Source organism: Ensifer sp. Root954 (assembly GCF_001429005.1).
GTDB lineage: Bacteria > Pseudomonadota > Alphaproteobacteria > Rhizobiales > Rhizobiaceae > Ensifer > Ensifer adhaerens.
On sequence record NZ_LMJM01000052.1, the window covers coordinates 66,087 to 89,367 of the forward strand.

General features: G+C 57.5%; 27 protein-coding genes and 2 tRNA genes (1 of these 29 running past the window's edge). 6 read left to right on the forward strand and 23 right to left on the reverse strand.

Annotated elements, in window-relative coordinates:
- The 10 genes from ASE71_RS30995 to ASE71_RS31040 form a co-directional block, all read right to left on the reverse strand.
- A tRNA-Phe gene (locus ASE71_RS30995) sits at positions 1-28 on the reverse strand (it extends 66 nt beyond the left edge of the window).
- 341 nt (positions 29-369) lie between these two features.
- The gene (yacG, locus tag ASE71_RS31000) at positions 370-582 is read right to left on the reverse strand and encodes a DNA gyrase inhibitor YacG (RefSeq protein WP_034797000.1); all 213 of its coding nucleotides are present in this window, start codon (positions 580-582) and stop codon (positions 370-372) included.
- A 4-nt stretch (positions 583-586) separates the two neighbouring features.
- Positions 587-1,207 (reverse strand): Maf-like protein, encoded by a 621-nt coding sequence (locus tag ASE71_RS31005; RefSeq protein WP_034797002.1) that lies wholly within the window; start codon positions 1,205-1,207, stop codon positions 587-589.
- Positions 1,208-1,354: 147 nt separating this feature from the next.
- Positions 1,355-1,573 (reverse strand): translation initiation factor IF-1, encoded by a 219-nt coding sequence (infA, locus tag ASE71_RS31010; protein ID WP_004435948.1) that lies wholly within the window; start codon positions 1,571-1,573, stop codon positions 1,355-1,357.
- A 271-nt stretch (positions 1,574-1,844) separates the two neighbouring features.
- On the reverse strand, positions 1,845-2,312 hold the full coding sequence (locus tag ASE71_RS31015; protein ID WP_034797006.1) for a low molecular weight phosphatase family protein: 468 nt from the start codon (positions 2,310-2,312) through the stop codon (positions 1,845-1,847).
- A 14-nt stretch (positions 2,313-2,326) separates the two neighbouring features.
- The gene (locus tag ASE71_RS31020) at positions 2,327-2,803 is read right to left on the reverse strand and encodes a UPF0262 family protein (protein ID WP_034797007.1); all 477 of its coding nucleotides are present in this window, start codon (positions 2,801-2,803) and stop codon (positions 2,327-2,329) included.
- A complete protein-coding gene (gene hisD, locus ASE71_RS31025; RefSeq protein WP_060522280.1) occupies positions 2,800-4,104 on the reverse strand; it encodes a histidinol dehydrogenase in 1,305 nt (434 codons plus the stop codon). Before hisD ends, ASE71_RS31020 begins: the two co-directional genes overlap by 4 nt.
- A 43-nt stretch (positions 4,105-4,147) precedes the next feature.
- Positions 4,148-4,588, reverse strand: a complete 441-nt coding sequence (locus tag ASE71_RS31030; RefSeq protein ID WP_060522366.1) for a DUF2948 family protein — start codon at positions 4,586-4,588, stop codon at positions 4,148-4,150.
- 106 nt (positions 4,589-4,694) lie between these two features.
- Positions 4,695-5,987 (reverse strand): UDP-N-acetylglucosamine 1-carboxyvinyltransferase, encoded by a 1,293-nt coding sequence (gene murA / locus ASE71_RS31035; RefSeq protein ID WP_060522281.1) that lies wholly within the window; start codon positions 5,985-5,987, stop codon positions 4,695-4,697.
- A gap of 259 nt (positions 5,988-6,246) precedes the next feature.
- A complete protein-coding gene (locus tag ASE71_RS31040) occupies positions 6,247-6,498 on the reverse strand; it encodes a hypothetical protein (protein ID WP_060644096.1) in 252 nt (83 codons plus the stop codon).
- A gap of 151 nt (positions 6,499-6,649) precedes the next feature.
- On the opposite strand from ASE71_RS31040, the gene ASE71_RS31045 reads away from it, so the two are divergent.
- A tRNA-Thr gene (locus ASE71_RS31045) sits at positions 6,650-6,724 on the forward strand.
- Between the two features lie 89 nt (positions 6,725-6,813).
- Positions 6,814-8,388 (forward strand): tyrosine-type recombinase/integrase, encoded by a 1,575-nt coding sequence (locus ASE71_RS36310; RefSeq protein WP_060522283.1) that lies wholly within the window; start codon positions 6,814-6,816, stop codon positions 8,386-8,388.
- Between the two features lie 215 nt (positions 8,389-8,603).
- Here ASE71_RS36310 and ASE71_RS31055 read toward each other — a convergent pair whose 3' ends face one another.
- From ASE71_RS31055 to ASE71_RS31065, 3 genes are all read right to left on the reverse strand, one after another.
- Complete coding sequence (locus ASE71_RS31055) at positions 8,604-9,980, reverse strand: hypothetical protein (protein ID WP_060522284.1); 1,377 nt, start codon at positions 9,978-9,980, stop codon at positions 8,604-8,606.
- A gap of 132 nt (positions 9,981-10,112) precedes the next feature.
- Complete coding sequence (locus ASE71_RS31060; protein ID WP_060522285.1) at positions 10,113-10,775, reverse strand: DarT ssDNA thymidine ADP-ribosyltransferase family protein; 663 nt, start codon at positions 10,773-10,775, stop codon at positions 10,113-10,115.
- A gap of 82 nt (positions 10,776-10,857) precedes the next feature.
- Positions 10,858-11,238: a hypothetical protein gene (locus tag ASE71_RS31065; RefSeq protein WP_060522286.1), complete on the reverse strand. Its 381-nt coding sequence runs from the start codon at positions 11,236-11,238 to the stop codon at positions 10,858-10,860.
- 412 nt (positions 11,239-11,650) lie between these two features.
- Here ASE71_RS31065 and ASE71_RS31070 point away from each other — a divergent pair, with 412 nt between their 5' ends.
- Positions 11,651-12,604: a hypothetical protein gene (locus ASE71_RS31070; RefSeq protein ID WP_060522287.1), complete on the forward strand. Its 954-nt coding sequence runs from the start codon at positions 11,651-11,653 to the stop codon at positions 12,602-12,604.
- Positions 12,597-13,523 carry a hypothetical protein gene (locus tag ASE71_RS31075; RefSeq protein WP_060522288.1) on the forward strand — a complete coding sequence of 309 codons (927 nt, stop codon included), beginning with the start codon at positions 12,597-12,599 and terminating at the stop codon, positions 13,521-13,523. The genes ASE71_RS31070 and ASE71_RS31075 overlap by 8 nt, the downstream gene beginning before the upstream one ends.
- Positions 13,524-13,767: 244 nt before the next feature.
- Here ASE71_RS31075 and ASE71_RS34725 read toward each other — a convergent pair whose 3' ends face one another.
- The 4 genes from ASE71_RS34725 to ASE71_RS31090 all read right to left on the reverse strand — a co-directional run bounded on the left by ASE71_RS34725 (position 13,768) and on the right by ASE71_RS31090 (position 16,412).
- Positions 13,768-14,343, reverse strand: a complete 576-nt coding sequence (locus tag ASE71_RS34725; protein ID WP_063978237.1) for a DUF2293 domain-containing protein — start codon at positions 14,341-14,343, stop codon at positions 13,768-13,770.
- Positions 14,344-14,686: 343 nt separating this feature from the next.
- Positions 14,687-14,848, reverse strand: coding sequence for a hypothetical protein (locus ASE71_RS36095; protein WP_156400777.1), 162 nt, complete (start codon positions 14,846-14,848; stop codon positions 14,687-14,689).
- A gap of 347 nt (positions 14,849-15,195) precedes the next feature.
- On the reverse strand, positions 15,196-15,621 hold the full coding sequence (locus ASE71_RS31085; protein WP_156400778.1) for a hypothetical protein: 426 nt from the start codon (positions 15,619-15,621) through the stop codon (positions 15,196-15,198).
- Between the two features lie 335 nt (positions 15,622-15,956).
- The gene (locus ASE71_RS31090; protein ID WP_156400779.1) at positions 15,957-16,412 is read right to left on the reverse strand and encodes a hypothetical protein; all 456 of its coding nucleotides are present in this window, start codon (positions 16,410-16,412) and stop codon (positions 15,957-15,959) included.
- 103 nt (positions 16,413-16,515) lie between these two features.
- On the opposite strand from ASE71_RS31090, the gene ASE71_RS31095 reads away from it, so the two are divergent.
- Positions 16,516-17,730 (forward strand): hypothetical protein, encoded by a 1,215-nt coding sequence (locus ASE71_RS31095; RefSeq protein ID WP_244496981.1) that lies wholly within the window; start codon positions 16,516-16,518, stop codon positions 17,728-17,730.
- Between the two features lie 409 nt (positions 17,731-18,139).
- Here the strand turns inward: ASE71_RS31095 and ASE71_RS31100 are convergent, their stop codons facing one another.
- The 6 genes from ASE71_RS31100 to ASE71_RS31125 form a co-directional block, all read right to left on the reverse strand.
- On the reverse strand, positions 18,140-18,805 hold the full coding sequence (locus ASE71_RS31100) for a HEPN domain-containing protein (protein WP_226020656.1): 666 nt from the start codon (positions 18,803-18,805) through the stop codon (positions 18,140-18,142).
- Between the two features lie 188 nt (positions 18,806-18,993).
- The gene (locus tag ASE71_RS31105) at positions 18,994-20,190 is read right to left on the reverse strand and encodes a DUF4268 domain-containing protein (protein ID WP_060522293.1); all 1,197 of its coding nucleotides are present in this window, start codon (positions 20,188-20,190) and stop codon (positions 18,994-18,996) included.
- A gap of 161 nt (positions 20,191-20,351) precedes the next feature.
- Positions 20,352-20,651 carry a hypothetical protein gene (locus ASE71_RS31110; RefSeq protein ID WP_060522294.1) on the reverse strand — a complete coding sequence of 100 codons (300 nt, stop codon included), beginning with the start codon at positions 20,649-20,651 and terminating at the stop codon, positions 20,352-20,354.
- A 33-nt stretch (positions 20,652-20,684) separates the two neighbouring features.
- Complete coding sequence (locus ASE71_RS31115; protein ID WP_060522295.1) at positions 20,685-21,062, reverse strand: hypothetical protein; 378 nt, start codon at positions 21,060-21,062, stop codon at positions 20,685-20,687.
- 68 nt (positions 21,063-21,130) lie between these two features.
- Positions 21,131-21,703 (reverse strand): hypothetical protein, encoded by a 573-nt coding sequence (locus tag ASE71_RS31120; protein ID WP_060522296.1) that lies wholly within the window; start codon positions 21,701-21,703, stop codon positions 21,131-21,133.
- 18 nt (positions 21,704-21,721) lie between these two features.
- A complete protein-coding gene (locus ASE71_RS31125) occupies positions 21,722-21,958 on the reverse strand; it encodes a hypothetical protein (protein ID WP_060522297.1) in 237 nt (78 codons plus the stop codon).
- A 273-nt stretch (positions 21,959-22,231) separates the two neighbouring features.
- Between ASE71_RS31125 and ASE71_RS31130 the strand changes: the two genes are divergently transcribed.
- Positions 22,232-23,212, forward strand: a complete 981-nt coding sequence (locus tag ASE71_RS31130; RefSeq protein ID WP_060522298.1) for a helix-turn-helix transcriptional regulator — start codon at positions 22,232-22,234, stop codon at positions 23,210-23,212.
- Positions 23,213-23,281: the final 69 nt, after the last annotated feature.

Genomic DNA, 23,281 nt, shown 5'->3' on the forward strand with positions numbered 1-23,281 from the left:
GCTGCTCTACCAACTGAGCTATCCGGGCATCCTGCCGTTTCGGGCATCGGCTCCTTTCGGAACCATCGGGGCGCTTGTGTTTGCCCCGGGAACGAGCGGGGTTATAGCATCTTGTTCGGCGGTGTCCAGCGCCAAATGAAAGTTTTTTGACCGAAATCCTGTGGACAATCGAAACGCCGAAAAAGCGAGGAGTTTCAGAGAGATCGCATCCTCTCCCTGGTCCATTTTTCGTGGAAAGTGGCCGTTGGAAGCCGAAAAAGATGATCGCACGCATCCGGTGACGCGCGAGGATCTTCGAGGCGTCGTTCGCGGCAAAGAGGATGTGGGGAAGGAAAAGCCGGACCGGCCGGTCCGGCCGCAGCGGTACGCCTAGCGGTCGTCGCCGTCGTCGGCCTTCGCCTCGTCGTCGGCGACCGGAATAGCGTAGGAGCCGGAGAGCCAGCGATTGAGGTCGACGTTGCGGCAGCGGTCGGAGCAGAAGGGATAGTGTTCCCGATGCGACGGCCGGCCACATTCCGGACATGGGCGCGGTGCGCGCAGGGGCGCAACGTTCGAAGCGCTTTTCTTCGTTTCGTCGGTCACTCGTTCAGCCTTCCAGCCAACGATTGTGCACGTCATAGCCTTCGCCGACAAGCAGGCTGACGGTTTCGTAGAGCGGCAAGCCAACGACGTTGCTGTAGGAGCCGACGAGCTTGACCACGAAGCTGCCGGCGATGCCCTGGATGCCGTAGCCGCCCGCCTTGCCGCGCCATTGGCCCGACGCGAGATAGCTTTCGATATCGAAGCCGGACAGGCGCTTGAAGCGCACCTTGGTGTCGACGACCTTCTGGCGCACGGTCTTGTCCGGGGTGATCAGGCAGACGCCGGTGTAGACGCGATGACTGCGGCCGGAAAGAAGATGCAGCGCGCTCGAGGCTTCGCTGACGAGTTCCGGTTTCGGCAGGATGCGGCGGCCAACGCAGACGACCGTATCGGCTGCCAGAATGTAGCTTCCGTCCCAGCCGGCCTCGCCCTTGACTGCAGCAAGCGCCGCTCGCGCCTTTTCTGCCGACAGGCGCCTTGCGAGCGAACGCGGATGTTCGGCACGCTTCGGCGTCTCATCGAGATCCATCGGCATCAGGCGCGCGGGCTCGATGCCGGCTTGCGCCAGAAGCTCGACGCGACGCGGCGAACCGGACGCAAGTATCAGTTTCTTGGCCACTGTCATCGGAACGAGCCGTCACTCCAGAGCAATTCCAGCAAAATGCGAAAGGCGGTTTACGTCTGGAATTGCAATCCAACCAAAGGTTAGAGCGTTTTCGCGATTCGAAGAAGAAGCGGAAATGCTCCAGGAATTGCTAAGAGCCGGAGCGGCTTACTTGAAGCGGTAGGTGATACGGCCCTTGGTAAGGTCGTACGGGGTCATTTCAACGAGAACCTTGTCGCCGGCAAGCACGCGAATGCGGTTCTTGCGCATACGACCAGCAGTGTGAGCGATGATCTCATGCTCGTTTTCGAGCTTCACGCGGAAGGTCGCATTCGGAAGCAATTCGGTGACCACGCCCGGAAATTCAAGGACTTCTTCTTTCGCCATGTAGGACTGTTCTTTCTATCTTTGTTTAGGGAACCGTCAGGTATCCCGAAAAATTCGCCGGAAACTACACAATCGACGAGGATTTGTGAACCATCTAAGACCGGCTTTTGCGCTTTTGTGACGGGCTACTGTGCCGCGCGTCGGATCAGAAGCGCGAAGCCGCTATAGCACTTCGTACCGCTCCATGTCTCTAGTCTTAAATCGATCGAGATTTACGCCGGCATGGAAGCGACGGAGACTGCAGACCGCGCGGGGATTTTTCGCAACACTCTCAAGCGTCTTCCGACTTCCTGGAGCCGATCAACCGATGATTGATCAGCGTCGACAGGTGATCGCGCACGGCGCGGTAGGCATCGACGATCTGCTCGCGCGTGCCGGCAGCCACCGTCGGATCCGGCGTCGGCCAGTAGACCACGTCGACGGCCATGGAGCGCGTCAATTCGAGCGCCTTGTGATGCGCCTCCGGCGCCAGCGTGACGATAAGGTCGAAATAGTCATCCTCGAGTTCATCGAGCGTATGCGGCTGGTGGCGACCGAGGCTCAGGCCCACTTCGGCCATGACCACGTCGACGAAGGGATCGCGTTCGCCATGCCGCACGCCGGCAGAGGCGACATAGGTTCCGGCCGGCAGCGCCGCCTTGGCGAGCGCTTCGGCCATCGGCGAGCGAATAGCGTTCATGCCGCACATGAAGAGGACCGAGCGGGGCATTTTCAAGCGCTGAGCCTCGGTTCCCGCCATGCCGGTCGTCGCCCTCACCCGCGCCAGTAGAGCACGCAGACGAGCGTGAACAGGCGGCGGGCGGTATCGAAGTCCAGCCGGATCTTGCCGGAGAGGCGATCCATCAGCGTCTGCGAACCCTCGTTGTGAATGCCGCGGCGCCCCATGTCGATCGCCTCGATCTGACTCGGTGTCGCCGAGCGGATCGCTTCGTAGTAACTCTCGCAGATCATGAAGTAGTCCTTCACGATCCGGCGGAACGGCGTCAGCGACAGAATATGGGTGGCGACGTCGCTGCCCTTGTCGGTCGAGATCGCAAAGACGAGCTTGGCGTCGACGAGCGAGAGATTGAGCTTATAGGGGCCGCCTGGATGGCCGACCGGCTCGAACAGGTTTTCTTCGAGCAGGTCGAAGATCGCAACCGCGCGCTCATGCTCCACGTCAGGGGTCGAGCGGCCGATGGTCTCGTCCAGAACGACATCGCAGAGACGCTGGTTGCGGTCCGCCTTCATCCAGCGTCCCCGAGATTGAGGCGAATGGCGACGGAGCGCGCATGGGCCTCAAGGCCTTCGGATTTTGCCAGCACGATGGCCGCCGGTCCGAGGATCCGCAATTGTTCGGCATCAAGCCGCAGGATCGACGTGCGCTTCATGTAATCCAGCACGCCAAGGCCGGAGGAGAAGCGCGCGGAGCGGGCGGTCGGCAGCACGTGGTTGGAGCCGCCGACATAGTCGCCGATGACCTCGGGCGTGTGGCGACCGACGAAGATCGCGCCGGCATTGCGGATCTTGGCCACCATCGGTTCGGGGTCGGCAAGCGCCAGCTCCAAGTGTTCGGCAGCGATGCGGTTCGCGAGCGGCACGGCCTTCTCAAGATCGGGCACGAGGATGACGGCGCCGAAATCGCGCCAGCTTGCCGACGCCGTTTCGGCGCGTGGCAGCGTTTTCAGCTGCCGCTCGACCGCGCTCTCGACCGCCTGGCCGAAATCCGCATCGTCGGTGATCAGGATCGACTGGGCGCCGACATCGTGCTCGGCCTGGGCGAGAAGATCGGCAGCGATCCAGTCCGGATCGTTGTGCTTGTCGGCAATAACAAGCACTTCGGAGGGGCCGGCGATCATGTCGATGCCGACCGTGCCGAAGACCTGGCGCTTGGCCGCAGCCACATAGGCATTGCCCGGGCCGACGATCTTGGCAACCGGTGCAATCGTCTCGGTGCCATAGGCAAGGGCGGCCACAGCCTGCGCGCCGCCGATGCGGTAGATTTCCTCGACGCCGGCAAGGCGTGCAGCAGCCAGCACCGCCGGGTTGATCTTGCCGCCGGTTGCCGGCACCACCATGACGATGCGGGACACGCCGGCAACCTTTGCCGGCAGCGCGTTCATCAGCACCGAGCTCGGATAGCTCGCGGTGCCCCCGGGCACATAGAGGCCGACGGCATCGACCGCCGTCCAGCGCGAGCCGAGGCCGACGCCCATGGCGTCCTGGTAGATATCGTCCTTCGGGCGCTGGCGGGCATGGTGCGCCTCGATGCGGGTGGCGGCGACCTTTAGCGCGCCGAGAACTTCCGGCTCGACCGCCTGGATCGCCGCATCGATCTCGGCGGCGCTGACCGCCATCGGCGTTGTCTGGAAATCGACGCCATCAAAACGCTTGGAGTATTCGGCGAGCGCCGCGTCACCGTGTGCCCGCACGTCGTCGATGATCGCCTTGACCACCGCATTGACGTCCTCGGACACCTCTCGCTTGGTCGTCAGGAATGCCGCGAACTTTTGTTCGAAGTCACCGTCGAGAAAATTGAGCCTGATTGCCAAAGGGGACGTCCTCGTATGCCAGTGTCGGTCGGGTCGATCAGCGTCAAGCGCCTTCGGGATGCTTGGGCTTGAAAGCGGTTTCCCACGCCCCGCCAGTATCCGCAAGCTGCGTTTCGATGCATTCGACGTCAAGCGCGATCGAGGCGTCGCCAGCCAGAACCAACTCCAGCGTGCCTTCCGGCCCCTCGCCCTGCAGCGCGAACTTCAGCGTCAGCAGATCGAGCACCGCCTCGTCGTCACGCCGATCGAAGCCGACGGAGCGCACTGCATTCACACGTTTGAAGAGGAGAGCCGCACGCCGGCGCTCAAAGGAGCGGCGCTTGCCATCGGCCGTCTCCCAGACGAAGCGGTTGACGATGAGAGAAAACTGCTTGCGACGCGCGTCGTATTCCAGGCCCGAAACCTTGAACACGGCATCCTGGACGTGGGCGGAGACGACAGCGAGATCCTCCTCGTCGAGCGCCAGCAGCTTCAATCCGGTCATGCCATCCATTCCTTTCGTTTCGCCGCACATCTTGCCGTGCCACAATTGAAATGGACATAGGATGTTGCGCCTGAAACCGCAACGGTATCAGGCGCAACCGTTCAAATCAGTCGCTGACGCGCTCGACGTGCGCGCCGCAACGGGTAAGCTTCTCTTCGAGCCGCTCGAAGCCGCGGTCGAGATGATAGACGCGCGAGACCATGGTCTCGCCTTCGGCGGCAAGGCCGGCGATGACGAGCGAGACCGAGGCGCGAAGGTCGGTCGCCATGACAGGCGCGCCCTTCAGGCGGCTGACGCCCTCGATTTTCGCCGTCTGGCCGGAAAGCGAGATCTTGGCGCCGAGACGGGCGAGTTCCTGTACGTGCATGAAGCGGTTCTCGAAGATCGTCTCGGTGATGTGCGAGGTGCCCTTCGCCATGGTCATCAGACCCATGAACTGCGCCTGCAGGTCGGTCGGGAAGCCCGGGAAGGGATCAGTGACGATATCGACCGGCTTAATGCCGGCGCCGTTGCGCACGACGCGGATGCCGCTGTTGGTCTCGGTGATCTCGGCGCCGGCGCGGCGGATCGCTTCCAGCGCCGTGTCGAGCAGCGCCATGTCGGTGTCTTCGAGAATGACGTCGCCGCCGGTCATGGCAACGGCCATGGCGTAGGTGCCGGTCTCGATGCGATCAGGAAGAACGCGGTGACGGGCGCCGGAGAGCGAGCGAACGCCCTCGATGGTGATCGTCGAGGTGCCCTGGCCGGTAATCTTGGCGCCCATGGCGTTCAGGCAGTTGGCGAGGTCGACGACTTCAGGCTCGCGCGCGGCGTTGCCGAGCACCGTGGTGCCGTTGGCAAGCGTCGCTGCCATCATCAGCACATGGGTGGCGCCGACCGACACCTTCGGGAAGGTGTAGCGCGCGCCGATCAGGCCGCCAGCCGGCGCCGTCGCGTTGACGTAACCGCTGTCGATCTCGATGTTGGCGGAAAGCGCCTGCAGGCCTTCGATGAAGAGATCGACCGGACGCGTGCCGATGGCGCAACCGCCCGGCAGCGATACCCGCGCCTTGCCTTCACGGGCAAGCAACGGGCCGATAACCCAGAAGCTCGCGCGCATCTTCGAGACCAACTCGTAAGGGGCGGTCGTGTCGACGATGTTGCGGCAGGTGAAATGGATGGTGCGGGCGTAGCTCTCGCCCTGGCGCTCGCGGCGACCGTTGACGGAGATATCCGCGCCATGGTTGCCGAGGATACGGATCAGTTGCTCGACGTCGGCCAGATGCGGCACGTTTTCGAGCGTCAGCGTGTCGTCGGTCAGAAGCGACGCAATCATCAGCGGCAGGGCCGCATTCTTGGCGCCCGAAATCGGGATGACGCCGTTGAGCTTGTTGCCGCCTACAATCCTGATGCGATCCATGAGGCCTCTCGAACGGGCTTGGCCCGCCTTTCCAAAATAATCCGATGTTGTCTGAAGGCGCCTCTTTAGTGGAGACGCCGCGAAATTAGAAGTGCCTTGAACGCCGCGCATCCCTTCGGACGCCTGGCGCTGTAACATTTAGGTCGCTGCACGGCTTCCCCCGCGATCGGTCCCGATTTACGAACCTGTGCAATCGAACGCCGATGGAGATGCCACCGGCAAATTGAGAACGAAGCGGCGATGCCGCTTCCTGCCCGTACTAATCTTGGGATTCGTCCGTTTTTGCGGCAGGAAGACCGCTGACGTCATCGGCAGCGCCAGATCGGCGCGCCCGCATCTGCTGCTTGCGGCGCATGAGGTTGTCGCGCAAGTTCCTGGCAAGACGCGCCTTTTTCAAGTCCGCCTCGGTCGTATCCTTTATCTTTTTCTGGCGCACCTTGCCATCCGCCTGCCGTTCGTCAGGCGGAGGCACGGCTTTGCCGCCTTCTTCGTCGTCTGTTTGCATGCCCATGCCATAGCGCAAAACCAGGGTCTTCGGAAGCACCGGTGACTTTTCTCACAGCTCTTCGCGAAAAACTTCGAATTGCGGCTTGCACTCGCCGCTGAGCTATGGCAATAGCCCCCTCGCTTGATGCGGCTGAGACACGAACCGGCCGCCAGATGCTGCTATAGCTCAGGGGTAGAGCACTCCCTTGGTAAGGGAGAGGCCGAGAGTTCAAATCTCTCTAGCAGCACCATCTCTTCCCATTGAAATCATTGAAGCTCTTGCTTTTCAGGGGTTTCCGTACATTCTTCCGTTACAAAGCTTGTTACAAACGGAAGTTTCATGGCTCGCCAACCCCGCTATCTGCTGAACCGCGACGGCCGCTATTTCGCTCGCCTTGTCATCCCCAAGGAGCTCCGGCCATTTCTCAACAACAAGACAGAACTGCGGGAGCCGTTGGGCCCTGATCGGCGCACCGCAATCGCCCGCCTTCATATCGCGGTCGCCAGCCTGCAAGGGAAAATTGCAGTAGCTGAACAGAAATCACAACTAGCCAAGGGCGCGCCGATCGAGCCGGGGCGCTACCCGTTGCCGTTAGATCAACTTGCGCTCCGCAACTATAATGAAAGGCTAGAGTTTGATACCGAGTTGAGAAACACGTCACATCTTTACGCGCGCATTGGTGTAGACGATCGGATGGTTGAACTTTTGCGCGAAGGCATTGCCGGACGGCTAGATAACAATGCCTTGAACGCAATCATCGGCAAACGCATTGAGCGCTACCGCCGACTTGGCAACACAACGGTGGAATTTGGCACTCCAGAATGGCGAGAAGTGGCTCGCGTCCTCTGCATATCAGAGTACGAAGCATACGGGCGAGCAATGGAGCGCCACGAGGGCGACTTCACCGGAACGCCGGAACATCCTTTGTTGGCCAACGCGCAACCGCCCCTCGAGGAGGAGGTTGCGCCGGTCCTGATACGCGATCTTTTCAAGCGCTATGTCGCGGAGCTCAAGGCAAACGGCAAAGGCGCAGAAGCCGAAAAGCGGTGGCGACCAATCATCGAGGACCTGGTGTCCTTCGCCAGGACATCCGATGCGCGTAAGCTGACAAAGAAGACCATGCTTGACTGGAAAGACGCCAAGTTGAAAACCTTGGCTCCTCGGACTGTGAAAGACGTCTATCTCACTGCGGTCAACGCTGTCTTCAACTGGGCCGTTTCGAATGATCTCCTCGAAACGAATCCAGCCAGCACGGTCAAGCTTCGGGTGGCACCAAAAGTGCTGACGCGACCAAAAGGCTTTACGCGCGATGAGGCGACTGAAATCTTGAAATTTGCCTTAGCGTACAAGCCTAAGCAATCAGACAATCCGCAAACACAGGAGAAACCCCAAACGAGTGCGGCCAAGAAATGGGCCCCGCTGATCTGCGCGTTTACCGGCGCCCGCATTTCCGAGGTCACACAGTTGCGCAAGGAAGACATCCGCTCGGAGGGCGACATAGCGGTTATGCGCATCACGCCGGACGCCGGAAAGGTCAAAACACGACAATATCGGGATGTGCCGTTGCATGACCAAATCGTTGCGAAGGGCTTCCTGGAGTTCGTTGCTGCATCGGCTGATGGCCCACTTTTCTACCCGGCGATGAAGGGGAAGCGGGTTGCTGATCCGGCTCAGACTGTCTCTGGGCGAATTTCAAATTGGCTTCAGAAAGCGGGAGCCATTCCTGAGGGGGTTTCGCCCAATCACGGCTGGCGTCACGCGTTCAAGACAGTTGGCCGAGAGGTGGAGATCGACGGCCGCATACTTGATGCCATTGCAGGGCATGCTGCTCGCACAGCAGGCGATGACTATGGAGATGTCACGATCATCGCCAAGAAAAAGGCAATTGATCGATTGCCTCCGTTTGCGATCTAGCGTCCCAATCCCAATCTCGGCGGCGGGACATACGAAGTGCCGGCCTCGGCGCCGGTTCCGGCCGACGAAATGACACTCGTTCACACGATATGAATATTGGCTGGCCCCCTCAGAAAATAGCCGCTGGACAGGCTCCTTGCCGGCGCCAAGGTTCAACCCTTCTGCGATGCTGTGGCGGCCAGATCGAATGCGTCACGCTGGAATCCTATCTGCAGCTACTTAAGCATGCTCAAGTCCTCGCGCTTGAATTGCAAATTGATCGAATCCTGCAGTTTTCCGAGCGTACCATCCTTTCGAAATCGCGTGCCGTTTACGACGAAGGTGACGTATTCGTCGCTGGCGTAAAGAGTGATTCCTGTTACGGATAGGCGCAGAAGTCGGCCGCGGTTTTCACTTGTCACGATGTCCCCCGCCTCGATCCCAAGAATTGCCTGCGCCAACATGGAGCGTTCGCTCTCGAGCTCTCCTTCCCAGCGCTCCAATTCCTCCTCGATCAGGCGCCATGATTCACGCGCTGATGAGAATGGGCGCTTTTCCCCGAACCACAGCCGGTCCGCGATGGCCAGCGTTTCGTTGGGGACTTCACGTTCGATTGCGTATGCGGCGTTGAGCATCATCTCGTTCACCCGCTCCGCCTCGAGCAAGGCGACAAGGCGCTCGCGATACGGTGCTACTGACGCCCTCGTGATGGTCGGTGAAATCGACAGCTCACGCTCAGGCATTTGGTCAATCGGCATGATCTCTTTCAGTGCCAGCCTGCCCGTCATGTATCGCTCAGGCGGATCTTCGTCACGCCAGGCCTTACGGGTGTATTCCACCCACAGCTCTGTTGCCGAAACGCAAAGAGTGCTGTCCAGAAAGAGACGCGACTCGGGCGTGAAGACGTGGCGAACAGACCAGGCATGATCGGTCGCCATGAGCGGCATGACCACATGCTGGAGCTTTTGGTCTCGGACGAAGCGGACAAGAGCGGCGATCCGCTCCTGGAGATTTGAAGTCAGGCGCACGAAGACGACTGGACCATCTGAAGTGGACCAGCTTTTCTTATATGCGTTCTCAAACACCAGTAGCTGTGGCCGGGCCAGCGGCAGCAGCCTGCCGACGAGACCTGCCAGGCTGTTCTGTGCCGGGTGCGCCCAAGTCGCGACGACTTTCCCTGCATTAACCCACTCATGCCCACGGTCTTGAATGGCAAGCAGGACCTGTGCGGCGACATCAGGACTTACCTCGGGGAGCCGGCCTCCTCGTAGCTCGGCTCCGCTCACATCGACGCCGCGACCTTGCAAGTCGGAGAGCGCCGCTCGAAAGAACTTTTGCTGAAGTTTCGACAATAATTCCGCTGATCTGACGCGAGCCACTTCCCGGCGGCTACGTTCTATTTCCTCACGGAAAGCGGCCAGCGGTGGACGACGCAAGATTTGACCTGCCTCCACTTTTGCCCAGTATCCGCGCGGGGGCTTCGGAACCTGCAGGCGCGCGCATAGCTTACCGACCGCAACATCGGATAGGCCGAGGTTCTTGGCCACCTCTTGGGTCGGCTTCTCCCAGACCAAAGCAAACAATTCCTCTCGGGACAGGTCGCGTCGGGTCATACGATCTCCTTTGTCAGCTGAGAGCCAAGATGGCCACGATCTCCGCCGACGGCGATTCACCTCCAGGACCTTGCACCTCATCCAGCGGGATGCAGCCATTTACGGCGTGTGCGGACGACCGGTTTCGCGTACCTAACCCCACACCGCGTAGCCGTTGGAGAATCGGGGCTGAAACTCTTGCACGGAAACGTGGCGCTTCGGGCCGGGCAACCGCCACAACTCCGCTTGAACGGCTTCGCTCAGGTCGCTTCGGTCGACCCACGCGTGAGAGATGGTTTCGGGCGCGATCGGCTCCAGCACCTGCACTTCCGCGTCAGGACAGGTCGTCAGAAAGTCGGGAATGCCGGTCTCCAGGCGGTAGGACCTTCCCTTGAAAAGCGGCGGAGGCAAGTCATCCAAAAACATCTGAAAAAAGCCCCAAGGGCCGCCCAAAAAGCCTCTGTGCTCCTTTATTTCCCGCCTCGCTGCGTTGCGGGAGAGAAAACGGCAGTTGTGCGTCCATAGGATGCTCGGATCAAGCAAGAGGACTACCCATGCGGACCCTCTCCACGCCGCTTGCTTCGCCTTAAACATGTCGAGGTTGATCGCAGAAATAGATACCGAGATGGCCTCGTCCTTCTCGTCGAGCCTTTCGCTGGCGCTCACAAAAGCTCCGAGGCCACGTTCAAGCAAGTGCTCGCGCGAAAGAAGGCCGTGCGTGACAATGCTGGCCAAATTCCGGACTTGGGTGAAATGCACCAAATATGGGATGCGGCGCTGCACTGCCGCTTGTCGAATTTTTTCCCTGAAGTCCATTCCTGCTTATCGCCCCTCCGTTGCGCCACAAACTGTAACAACTTTTCAGGGTAGTTAGAAAGCAGCAACCCCAGAGGTTATCCTATCCTCCGGCCTGAACCAAGGCGTGCACCAGCCGCTTGACCATGATGTTCGGCTCAGCAAAGGGACCTTCAGCCGTCGATCGAATTTCATGGAGCCACATCTGCTCTTCATTCGTCATAGGCGTGCCAAGCATCCGTTCGAAAAGGCGAATTGCTCCCTCATCGTAGAACTGGCGCGCGGCTAAGCGGAAGAGCTGCCGTGCGTCACAGCCCAGCGCCAAGGCGACCTCTTCGACCCGATCAAGGGGAAGCCTGGCGTCGCCTCGAAGGATTATTTCGAAAAGCTTGCTATTCAGAAAGCTGCCTTCACCCACAACAGTGGCCGTTTTCAAGAGCCTTTCCTTCAAGAAGACGGCAAGCGCGCTTTCTCCGATATTCATTGAATTTACTCCTTCTATTGATTGTTATTTAAATTATAGCGTGACAGCATTGGTGATTCTCATGCTCCAAGAGGTATTACAGAGGATATTTCATAATGTACTTTGGTATCGTAAGTTATCTGCGACGATTTGATGATCATTTATTTTGTTATCTCGGCGCAACGGATGTGCTCGCAAGGGCGTAAACGCGATTTTCTCCGCACCTCCGGCACCGTTGCGGCTCCTTGGCTCCAGCATTGCCGAACCCGTATCAGCTACTCATTAGATGCTTTCGAGCTATCCACGCATTTCGTTCCCAATGAGCATATGGCATTTCCACTTTAACGCTCATTCATACAGGGTTATCTTGATGCGATTTCTTTTAAAATTGCGCATGGGAGCGCATTGACAGAGGCATGCGAGGGGAGCGCCGATGTTATCTCGCGTTGAAGAAATTGTCGCCGCACAGCTTGAGGGCCAGCCGATTGAGTGTATCCCGAACGGCTACCGCTATACGGTTGGGTCAGGAACGACGGAGCTCACCTTTCGACCAACCGCAGGTCCTCCAGGCGCGTTCGCGCTCTGCGCGATCGCTACGATCGAAACTCAATTTGTACAGGGCATCCCCAATTTTAACCGGGCCGAGATTGCGCGACTGAACCGTCGATGCGCCTTTGGTAGCTTCCACCCATCAGACCACGGCATTCGAGGCAAACTAACGTTCTCGATTTACAGGCAAGAACCTGCTGCCCAATGGGTGGCTGAGATTCTTCTAACGGCCCTCAGTCATCAGTTCGCATTCGGAATAGCTGCTGCCCAAGCCGAGGTTTCCGAAGAGCTTCTTCGCGCGAACCGGGCGAACCTCGAATATCCGCGGCAATGGACCTACTCAGTGACTCAACGGGAGATTGCCGCTTGCGCCGCACAATTTCGGGAGAGAGGGCTCGTCTCGACCGCCGGGCCACATGGCCTGGTATTAGAAGTACCCCTCGCAAAGGGGGGAAGATCACGTATGCTTGATCCCACTTCGGAAACGGCCCTGATCCATACCTCCACGGACATCCGACATCCGACGGCGGGGGTTGGGTATCTGGGCACGATTGCACTTCCATTCGATCCCTCGTCCAACCAAATCACATGGTGGTGCGAGCACCTCAACACTCAGGAACACAAACAGGAAGATTTCGTGCCACGGCTGGGCGCGTGGGGAGTAAGGGGCATGAACGATCAACTGGTCTATAGTCTTTTCTGGCCAACTAACCACGGCAACGTGAACGTGCTTTCGAATATCGCTAACTGGCTTATTCAGCGGACGCATTGGCTGAGGGAAAACTATTGGGCCGCGGGCACTGGGCTGCGCCGAGGAATGGCGACGAACGATGGCTAGCTCACCATTCCCCGACCACGTAGAGGCGTTCGTCAATGCCGTTAAATTCTTCGTCGCCAGTTTCGATTTGGAATTGCGTGACAGTTACGATGCGGATGCCACGACCGCTCATTCGCGAGCCTATGAGCTTTCAAATGGCAACTACAAAAGTAGCCTGGTCGTTCACCGCACTAGCCGATCGATCGACTCTACGGTCGGCGAATTTCGGGCTCGGGCCCTGATAGAGCTTCCGGAGCAAGTTCAATCTTCAATGGCTGGCCTGGAGGACATCGCGAACCAGTATGCGAGCGTTGGAGCGTTGGTGACATTCGAAGGAGGCAACTGCGTAATGTGCCAATGCCTTATCCAGCAGGAAACGTCTGGAACAACTGCAGGCATTATGGCAGCAGCCCTCGTACATGCGGCTCCATCCATCATTCAAAGCATGGGAAGGGCGGTCGGCGGACCGCCAGACGAGAAAGTCACAAATTTAAGCGCTTGGAGCGACCTGGATTTTGAACAGATCCATTACGACTACGCTCATTTAGGCATCGGCAGGATCGCCAGTCGCAGATGGTCACAGACTTATCTTGGTGGCAGCACCCTTACGATCGATGCCGTAGACAACAATCCGTATTGGGGAGGTGGCCTGCTAATCCTACTTCAACCGGAGCCTGAGTATTTTCGCACAGAACAACCTCCGATATCAACTAACGAGCTCAACACGGTGGCCCAACTGGCTGATGACATGCCAGCTTTCGGCGGGTGGTGTCGGCGGGAGAGTGAGTTCTGGTTCGTTTCCTTTGCGCCCAATTTTCTGAAAGCGCTACCGGGTTTTACTGATCTGACAATCGAGACGGCGGTTAGAAGACTACGATCAACCCCCGTCTTGGTCGAGACTGTTTTGGCGACACGAAAACCCAGTGAGGGGAAAGGTTAAGATTCGGTCGACGCGGGTCAGCCGGTCCCGCGAAATGGGAAGCGTGCGATGCTGCCGCTCCCTTCAAAAGAGTTTCCTGGGTTTGACTATCTTGCAGTGCACCGCATGTCCTTTGCCTCAGGCGGCAGCGATAGAGTCCAGAATGCTGTCGCACTTCGTCCGAACTGCCACGTGACGCTACCTCATGCTGTGGATGCAGCCACGCAGATGCGACGTCTCGTTTCGGCAAGGCCTGATAAATACCTTACTTCTGTTCACGCTCCCACGCGGCGAAGCTTTCGATGAGGAGTTGGCGCATGTCCATGCCGAGAGAGGCCGCTGTTATTTTGAACTTCGTGTGCCAGTCGCGGTCCATGTTGAAGGTCATGCCGACGCGCTTCTTGGAGCGCATAGAGTCGGCAAACACTGCCTTTTCCACTGTCGCTTCCTCGGACGTCAGTGCTTCGTCCTTCTCGAGCTCTGGGCGCATCTTCACGTTGCTGTCAGTCATAGGGTTGCGCATGTTTGCGGTCTCCGAACTAGTGGGATCAGCCGGACGGTTTCGTTTCCTGCGCCAGCTGTTGATTATCGCAGTAATTCGGGGCTGTACGCGCTTACGAGCCTCCGCCCTTTCCATCCCATGCAGCAGCAGCGTGTCGTAATCCGTCATCTCATGACGGAGGAAAGTCTGCATGGTGATGCCGACAGCCTTGCCTATCGTTGCGCGCTTCCAGTCTCGATTAGCAATTTCGTTGGCAAAGAAGGAGACAGCAAAATCGGGGCAGCCCGGATGATTGTGTCGGATGTGCTGCTCGATGGCAGCCAAAGGGAATTTCGCCATGTTGCCCTCCAGTAAAGAGGACATCTATATATTATGATGTGCGGGCGATTGATACGCATGTAAGTATTTACTTAAGTAGCTTGTCCACAGATTTCGCCATAACAGCCTCATTACTTGGGAAGATAGCTTTCAGGCGTTAGATCAGCGCCAACACACCAAGCATGAAGTCCTAGATAAAGTCCCTTTGCGCGAAGGGGATGCCTTCCGTATCGGCGAACTCCGGGCGTCCTATCCTCCTCAGCCGACGAGAGGATTGCGCCTTTTGGTTGCATTATTACCTTTACATACAATCACGTGACCTTTACATAGGTAAAGGTATGGAGCGAAAATTCCGCAAAAATAGCTATTCGGAGGGTGAAAATGTAAAGGTGCGACGGGTGAAGAACCCTGCATTTCCCGGCGCAACCTTGACAGAACTTTCCGCAAACTTGACGAAAATGGCATTTTTCGCAGTTTTTGGAAAAACGTAAAGGTCACTGAGCTTCAGCACCTTGATGACCGGCATGCATTCGTCGTGAAAACGGGACTGCTTCAACAATAGCTTTGAGGGATGAAACGCGGACCCGTTCAGAGCGGGCTACACGCTTATGGAAGGCCTTACCAGGCCAAGCCGAAAACATATTCACCGGTCCGGTGGGATACGGCTTCGGTAGCGAGTCAAAAGAGCGAAAAAGCACTGGTCGCTCGCATTGACGCAGCGACCGTGGCCTTCGTGTTAAAATCGGCCACGATATGTCCGCTGGTATTCAGAGGAGCATCGGTACAGAAAAACGTCTCTGTCTCGCTGCGATCCGCCACGCCGGTCCTCCTGCTGTTGCTGGCCGGTTCGGAAACCGGCCAGCCGAGGGTCAGCTAGAGTGAAATTTCGCTGAGTTCACGCCGGACGCGCGTTACGTCCTCGCTAGTGTCGTAGTAATACGCGGCCTTCTCCAATTCGTTGCGAAGCCAATCGAGTGCGGCGATTGCAGCGTTGGCGTTTCCACGGTGAATCTTCTGCTCGTCGGTCAGTTCATCCCAATCGTTGGCATCACCGACCCAATTGCCGCGGCTGTCCCGTTCCATGATTTCTCCCTCATAGAGCTCCGGGTAGTAATCAGCGATCTCGCGCAGCTGGGCTGCCCACTTCGGATCGGTGCCGTCTGCCTCGCGAGCGAGGAGCAGGTAATGCTCCCTAATCGAAAAGATCATTCCGTCAGAGCCGGTCTTCTTCGCGATCTCCTCCGGATAGGGAAGGATGAAGTTGGCGCAGTTCATGTTGGGGACGAGAGGTTCAGACATGTGAAATCCTTCAGATACTAAGGTCCGGCCCAATGCCGGAATCCTGTGTGGCTCCTCCAGTGTTGATTGCCACCTGCACGTCGCGTGCGATTAGCTGGGACTAGGTTCGAAAGCCGTTCGTTGGTCATAGTAGGATGGTCCATTCGTCGTGTTTGTATTTATAGCGAGGCAACTCTGTGGATGCAGTGAAATCTGTGGCTTTTTGGTCACAGTGAGCGATCACATCCACAACACTCGTCCCAGCGGCTTTCAAGGATTTCAGGTCAAGTGCGCCCCTGTTTCGGCCTGATGGCGGTGTTAACTGAGCACCGCCTGACCATCATCGCGCGCGCCCGCTAACTTGCGTGCTCGCAGTGGCGATCTGCGATCCGGTTAGCCACCTGTGCCATTTCCTGATCCTGCTCCAAGACATCCCCTGACAACAAGTAGAGGAGGTGGTCTACTGAGATCAGCGTTCCATCCAGCCCGAGCTCGCGCGCCTCATCTGACGAAAACTCAACGACTGCCAAGCCACGGCCACAGGCGCCCGGAGCCACTTTGTGGAGAGGACCCTCAAAAGGGGCGTTGTCATTCGCTGCGAATCCTTCGTCGCTCAACATCATCTTGCTCCTACGGTTGGTTGGCATGGCTACCTGTTTGGAAAGAAGGCAGCAGCGTGCGAGCTTCGTCCGCGGGTGTAATTTCTGACGCTTCGTTGCCATGTCTGTTGTCCCCTTGCTGTTGTGGTGACTTTTAGCAAAGCGACGATGGCGATGCACAGAAATATGTGCTTTTTCTGCAACACTGTTCACTTTCGAGACCTCAACGCCCTCGGGCGGCCTGCTGTTTGATCCGAGGAAGGAATCAGCATACCCACCCATGTATTGTTGGACGCAGCGACAGCGGAGTAATGCGTTGATACATGATGTCACCCTCTATCGGGAGAAGGCCAGAAAGGATCCGGTTGTCCTGACATACGTCGAAAAGACTCTCAGAAGCTCACAGAAGCGCTTGGTCGGGCGGACGACCCTGACCCCGCAGATCGATCTCGAAGCCTACCAGTGTCGCGCTGTGGTCGATTGGATCGACATTCATTTCGAGCTGTCTCGGCGCACCCAATATTGGAAGCTCAATGAACGCATTGAAAAGCTGACGAGCCGAAAAGAGTATCCCGAGGCTTTGGATCTTGGCGAGGGCAAGACAGCAACGCGATACAAGCTTCGCGTCCAGGAGCCGGATTTTCAGGCTGTCCGCAAGGTTCTTGACGATATTGAGAGGGAATACGGCTTCGTTGCGCCCGCCGAGATCCGTGGCATCGAAATCAGCATCGACTTCTATCCTAAAACACCAAGCGAGGAGGCTCGAGCGCGAATGCATGGCGTCCTCGTCCGGCACTTTTTCCCGACCACTCGCGTCTTGAGGAGCAATAAGATGTGGCCGCGGTTCATGCCGGGTTCTGTCGAGATGACCGACTACACAGTCGGCCGTAACGATAGTGATGACAGCCTGGACATTGTCGACCGCATGACGCCAGGAATAGACCGTTCCGCGCTCTATGGCTCGACATATTACGTCGGGGAGCGAGACGATAAGCGAGCCCTCTGGCGCATCCAGAACAAGGTCCTGGACAAGCAGAACGTGGCTGCAGGCACCCGGGATGAGCTACCTGATGACAAGAAGCGCATCCGGATCGAGGTTACGCTTGGACAGGAAGGCTGCCGCGAAATCGGATTGGAAAACTTCAACGACCTTGAAACACTGATGATCACGCGCCTGCAGAAAGGCTTCTTCCAGGTCATGAAGCCAACGTTCGCGATCGTCCGGCCGGGAGGTGTTCGATCTGGATCAGAGGCAGTCAAAAGGAAGGTCGAGGAGTACAGAAGGGAGCGGTTTTTGAACGCCGGCGTGCTTGGGCTTCAGATCCGTGAGGATGCGAGAGAAGAGCTGCGTGCGCTTCACCTTCCTGGCATCAAGAAGTGGCATCGGAGGCGGGGTGGCAAAATGCCGCCTAAGGCAAGAACCGGTGTTGGTCCGTACGGAACGATGGTTGTCTATGAGGACCTGGCGCGGGTCGTCGAGCGGGCACTGGCTGGGCTGCAGAGGAGAGTGAGGAAAGAGATGGGCGTGTAGGGGGATGGATGAGAATCTCAGGGGAGTAGAACGTCCGATAAACAAGTTATTAGGTGTCATCCGGCAATTGATGCCTTTTTCTGCGCAAAGCTTGGCTTTTTGCCGACGACCACGGTGATACGTCTCCGGGAAAAACCTGCAACTTTGGGACGGACGCCGCATCCTCTGATTACCGAGCAGGGTCGACTGATTCCGTACGTAGCGCCAGCGACGGTCCATGAGAGTCAATTGCTATCGTCACGCTTTTCAAACTCAGCCAGCAGCCTATCGCGCTCGCCTGTCGTTCGGTGCAAATGCGGCGCGCAGGGCGTCATCCAGGGGACAGCCGCGGCTGTTTCACCTGGCGCCCTTCTCGTCAAGAAATTTCACGTCCATGTTCTCGTAAAAGTGCCTATGCTCCTTCTTAGTATCACTCGCTGACAACTGGGTAGAAGGGCACGCCCCAGTCCTCGTGAGGATTGTCCATCATTAGGTCGACAAAAACCGGCATTAGAAATCCAAGAATTGCAGCTCCGTCGCGCACTTGCTGTCGGTTCACCTTACCGCCCCATGTGGAGCCGCCGTGAACGATCTGATTCCGCAGCACATACATGCGATCGAACACGAGGCTGAGGATTTTCACCGTGTCGCCTGAAGTTAGGGCAGATGCCACGACTTTCTGAGCTGCGGCAAAACGCCTTTCCCAGTCTGCATACCCTTCAACACCGTTATGGAACTGCCAGAAAGGGCTGAAGACGTACTTGTTCGCGAGAAGAAGGCGAATTGGTCCTGAGAACTGGTGCCAGATGGCCTTATAGACGCGTTTCTCCTGGTCGAGGTAAACCAGCCTCGCGAAAAAGTCTGCATACGTAGCTTTTTCTCCGGCAGCAATGCCAGCGAGAGCACGTTCATCCGCGTACGCTGCATTAAAGGCTATCCAGAGGAAAACAAACTGGGCATCCGTGTCGTCATCCTCCTTCTCAGCCCGGCCGATCCAACTTATCGACCGATGTACGCGAAGGCTCATAGTCGGTGGAAAGGCGCCCCGAAGCGCGCGCTGCTTAGTTTTCAGGATATCGTATCGGTTTGAGCTCATTGGTGCTCCAGAGAAAGAATGCGGCATACTTGGCGCGGTGTGATGAGGTTCGGATACGTGGCGGGAAGGCACGCAGATGCCCTCTCGCGCATATATTAACAGGAGGACGTCACCTCTAGGTAAGCGGCGGCGGTAGACTATTTCATTGCGTCAACGGGCCGTGTTGAACCCGCTAGCGGCCCCAACGGTCAGAGCTCCGCAAGGTAGCGCGCCAGTCGCGGCCTGAACACGTTCACGAACTGATTGGCTGTTAAGGAGAACCACCTGATGGCGCGTTGACGCTCGTTGTCGTCAGAAAGGTCGGAATACTGCGAACTGATAGCAACCCTGTGCCTGCCGTCTTTGCTTTCCCAGGTTGTGCCCGAAGGAAGCTCAGCCTCGATTTGATCGCGCTCGGTCGTCAAACGATTGTAGAACGAATCGCCTGGTTCGCCGCGATTAAACGCTAGGAACACTCTCATCAACCGGGGGTTCTTCAAGAAATCGAGCGTGACCCAGGCACTCGGCGATGGCATCCGAAGAGACGTGTTCGCCGCCTTTGCAACCGTAATGGGCGGCTGGCTTGCATCATCGAGGGCCATTGCCCTTTCAAGATCCTTCCAAAACTGCACATAAACTACTTGCTCTGCTGATAATCTCTGCTCCGGTTCCTCGGCATCTTCTTCCTCGATGACCGAATAATTGTTGCTCTCAATTCGGAGGACCTGTCGCCTGATCGTCACCGTCTTCGCCAAGACTCGCGGTAATACCAGCTGCCGACGGTCTGACGTACCATAAATAGCAAGCTCAACGAGACCGAACGTCAAGTCCAGGGTCGTGGACCGATCGAGGAACTCCGCAATGCTTGTAAGTTCTTCACGAATTCCGTCACCGCAGATAAGCAGGAGAAAGCGGCCCTGCCTCAGGCTCTTGGACACATTGTCGACGAATTCGGCTTCATCGATATTGGGGTGCTTCGCACGCACTAGCGAAAATAAGGTGTCCGACGTTAAGCCGCGCCGCTTTGCAACTTCTCGCTCAAGATCGGTGTATGCCCAGCGAGCGAGTTCGGCCGCGTAATCGATAATTTGTGCAACTACCTTGCGCCGCGCCTCGGGGTTCCGCCAGAGCTTTGCCTCGACGATAACTAGGCGCCCTTCCGGCGTCACATACAAGACGTCCAAAGAGCCTACCCGCGTCGACAGCTGCGTACAAATCGGCACAGGGTGAGAATACGTGGAATCGATCTCGCGGATGGGCAGCGCGGATGGTTGCTTAAACAACAGATCCTCCACGAATGCCTCGTCGTACCGCACGCCAACTTCGCTGTCAGTTAATGGGATGCGACGAAGGACTTCCGCCTTGTCATCGGCCGAAAGGAGCAGCGGCGTTGCATGTTGGTTCATGGCATGGACCTTAAAACGGGCGTGTCACGAATCATTTTTATTCATGAACTCGAAGATGAAAACGGCGCGCGGCAATTGTCCAGAGCGCCGGATACCGGTGTCGGCAGAACCGTTGATTTAGCGGCATCGGCGCCTTTCAGAATCCGAGTCTCATCAATCCTTCAACCCGCGACCAGGGAGTCGAAGGAGGCTTCCACCGTGTCCTCCCAGAGGAACTCACATAAAAGGCGATCGCGACCAAGTGCTCCAGCGGTCACATGGTAGCGGACAATCGACCGGAACTGCGATGATTCAGTGTTGATAAGCACACCGGTTCCGGCCGCAATTCGCGAAAAGGTCCTTGTTGGCGCATCCACGCGTTGAACGGTGTGATCAGGATGAAACTCGAACACGTCGATCTGCACGACGACGTCGAGAGTGTCGTGCTCTGCCCCGTTGCCGAGGTAGATATGCCAGCACACGCCCTTCGCTCCTTGCAGCCTCCATAAAAACAGCTACTGCTCATTGAGCGCACGCAAAGCATCAATTTCGCGAGGCGGCGTTACGGGAAGTTCCAGCTCCCAGAGAATACATTTCCACCGGTCCGCCTTTGGTACAACGAACGGTTTGCCGGATCCGATTCCAGCGGAAACGGGGACGAGCACCACGCAGTTAAGACCCGAACCAAGCTCGTCAGCCAGTTTCATCGCCTGTCGCCATGCCGCACGTGAGCGGCCGGACGCATCCTCTTCGACAAGCTCGGCAGCAAGCACATGTTTGAAATTCCGGAGCGCGGCTGCCGCCTCCGCTCGCTGATAGGCGAGTGTGACGGCTGAGAGCTCCGGATATTTGGCATCCACTCGATAGTAGATGATGACGTTCGGAATCGACATTTTTTCTTCCGCTAAGAAGCCACGGACCGCATTCGACTGGCCGCGGCAATGTCACGATTAGCTCAAGGTCACCCCGAGTGCTGGATGCACGGAAGCGCCACCGCTATTGCCGCTCGCAGGTGTTTGCCGTCAGCGCCTTGCGGATGGCGCAAGCGATAGATCTCGGATCTGACGGGATTGGTTAGGGTCGCGGTGACAAAACCTTGGAGAGGCGCGGCCATAGGCGAGAATCCGAGATCAAGCGCGCCCAGTCGGCTTTTCCTGGTGAAGACGAACACACAATCAGGCGCGTACTCTCCGAGAATTTCCAAAAACCGCTCGTTCGCTCTAGTCACCTGCTGATCGCTTGCCCACTTGTAGCGGTCGGAAGCCGGGCCGATCATCTTCGGGATGTAGTTGAAGAAAAGAACCCGGTTCCAGAATTCAGCATGGCTCGAATAGCCAAAGGCGTTCCGGATGACCGTGAAGAATCGAGGCTTCCAAGTACCTGAAATCACTTGACGTATCGTCAGGCGTGTAAACTCGCCATCATCACTCGGCGAATCGTGATGGTGGGAATACCCCACAATCGCAATTTTCTTCCCGCAGATTCCGTCGGCATAGCATGCTCCCTTAAATGGTAAGTGTTCTGCATTACCCATTCACGTCACCCTCGTGCTCTAACCCGCCTTACGACCGTGCACTTCCGCGTACGCCAGAACCTTCTCCTTGATCCGACAAGTATCTCGCGCCAATTTCGCCGCAAGCAAATCGTCACGCACGGTGGCATGCGGCCAGTGTGACTTCGAGATTTTGATGAATTGGCTTACTCCATCCAACCAACGTGGAAGATCTGAGAGAATCTCAGCGAGGGCGGCGTCCTTTGTTTCAGCTAGATCTGACACGGCTTTCTCCATTCAATGGACCTCCATTCTGCCTGCAGCGGTGTGACAAAAACGGTCACCCCCATTGAGTCACATTGATGCGTGGAAATACATGAGCCCCTATAAATGTACTGGACTAGTCACATAGGATCGGCAACATTCGCGCAAGGGTTGATTCCTCGCTAGCGTAGGGGAAATGCGCTTCAAGATATATCGGAAAGCCAAGGAAATCGGCGGGAACAAAAACCAGGCGGTGCTTCGTCGTCGGCATTGTCGAAGCTCTGAATTCGCCGTCGGGGCTACCTAATGTCCTTCGAGAAAGCCCTGGATCTACTCGAACTCGCAGAAATGGCCCGCGCCAGTCATGAAGGCATCACCCTCGGACAGATCCGCGACCGCTTCGACGTTTCCCATCGCACCGCGCAGCGTATGACTGATGCCCTCGAGGCAGCTTTTCCTCATGCAATCCTTGTCACGACTGACGCTGAGCGCCGCAATCGCTGGCGCATCCGCGGCACCACGCTAGCTACACTTGCGCTCAAGGGGGACCGCGAGCTCGCCGCACTCGACCTGGCGATTGCACAACTCGCGGGATCGGGTGATAAAGACACGGCTTCCAATCTACAATCCCTGCGAGACCGACTGCTTGCTGCGCTGCCCGAGCGCACGGCACTGCGTGCAGAAGCTGATGCAGAAGCGCTCATCGCGGCCCATGGGTTGCTAGCTCGTCCAGGTCCCACCGCGAAGTACGACCCAAAGATATCCGAAATCATCTCCGAAGCGTTACGCGGCCCTTTTCGGTTGAAATTTACATACCGAGGGAAACGCCGGACCGTCGAGCCCTACGGCATCCTCGTGGGGACAAGACGCTATCTCGTTGCCCGTGATCCCGAGCGCGCCGACGAGAACCTGCGGCGTTTTCGAATTGATCTGATCGAAGAGCCGCGAGTCGTTCCCGAGTCCTTTCCTGTGCCACGGGACTTTTCACTGCCTTGCCACGCCATGCTTGGCTTCGGCTCATACCATGCCCCGAAAGAACATATGGAAACGATTTGGCGGTTTTCGGCAGAAGCTGCTCCCCATGCTTGCGATTGGCGATTTCATCCAGGGCAAACAGCCATTGAGCTCCCCGACGGCAGACTCGAAATCCGCTTCTTCGCGTCGGGATGGGTCGAAATGGCCTGGCACCTCTTGCAATGGGGTTCTCATGTCGAGGTCCTCGCCCCCGAAGGACTGAGACAGTTACTCGAAGAGGTGAGAAGTGGGGTTGTCGAGGTCTTTCCCTGACCATGCCTGAATCTGACACCCCTCTTCGCTAAAACACTAAAGACTTGTTAAGACCACGCCATCCGGAGT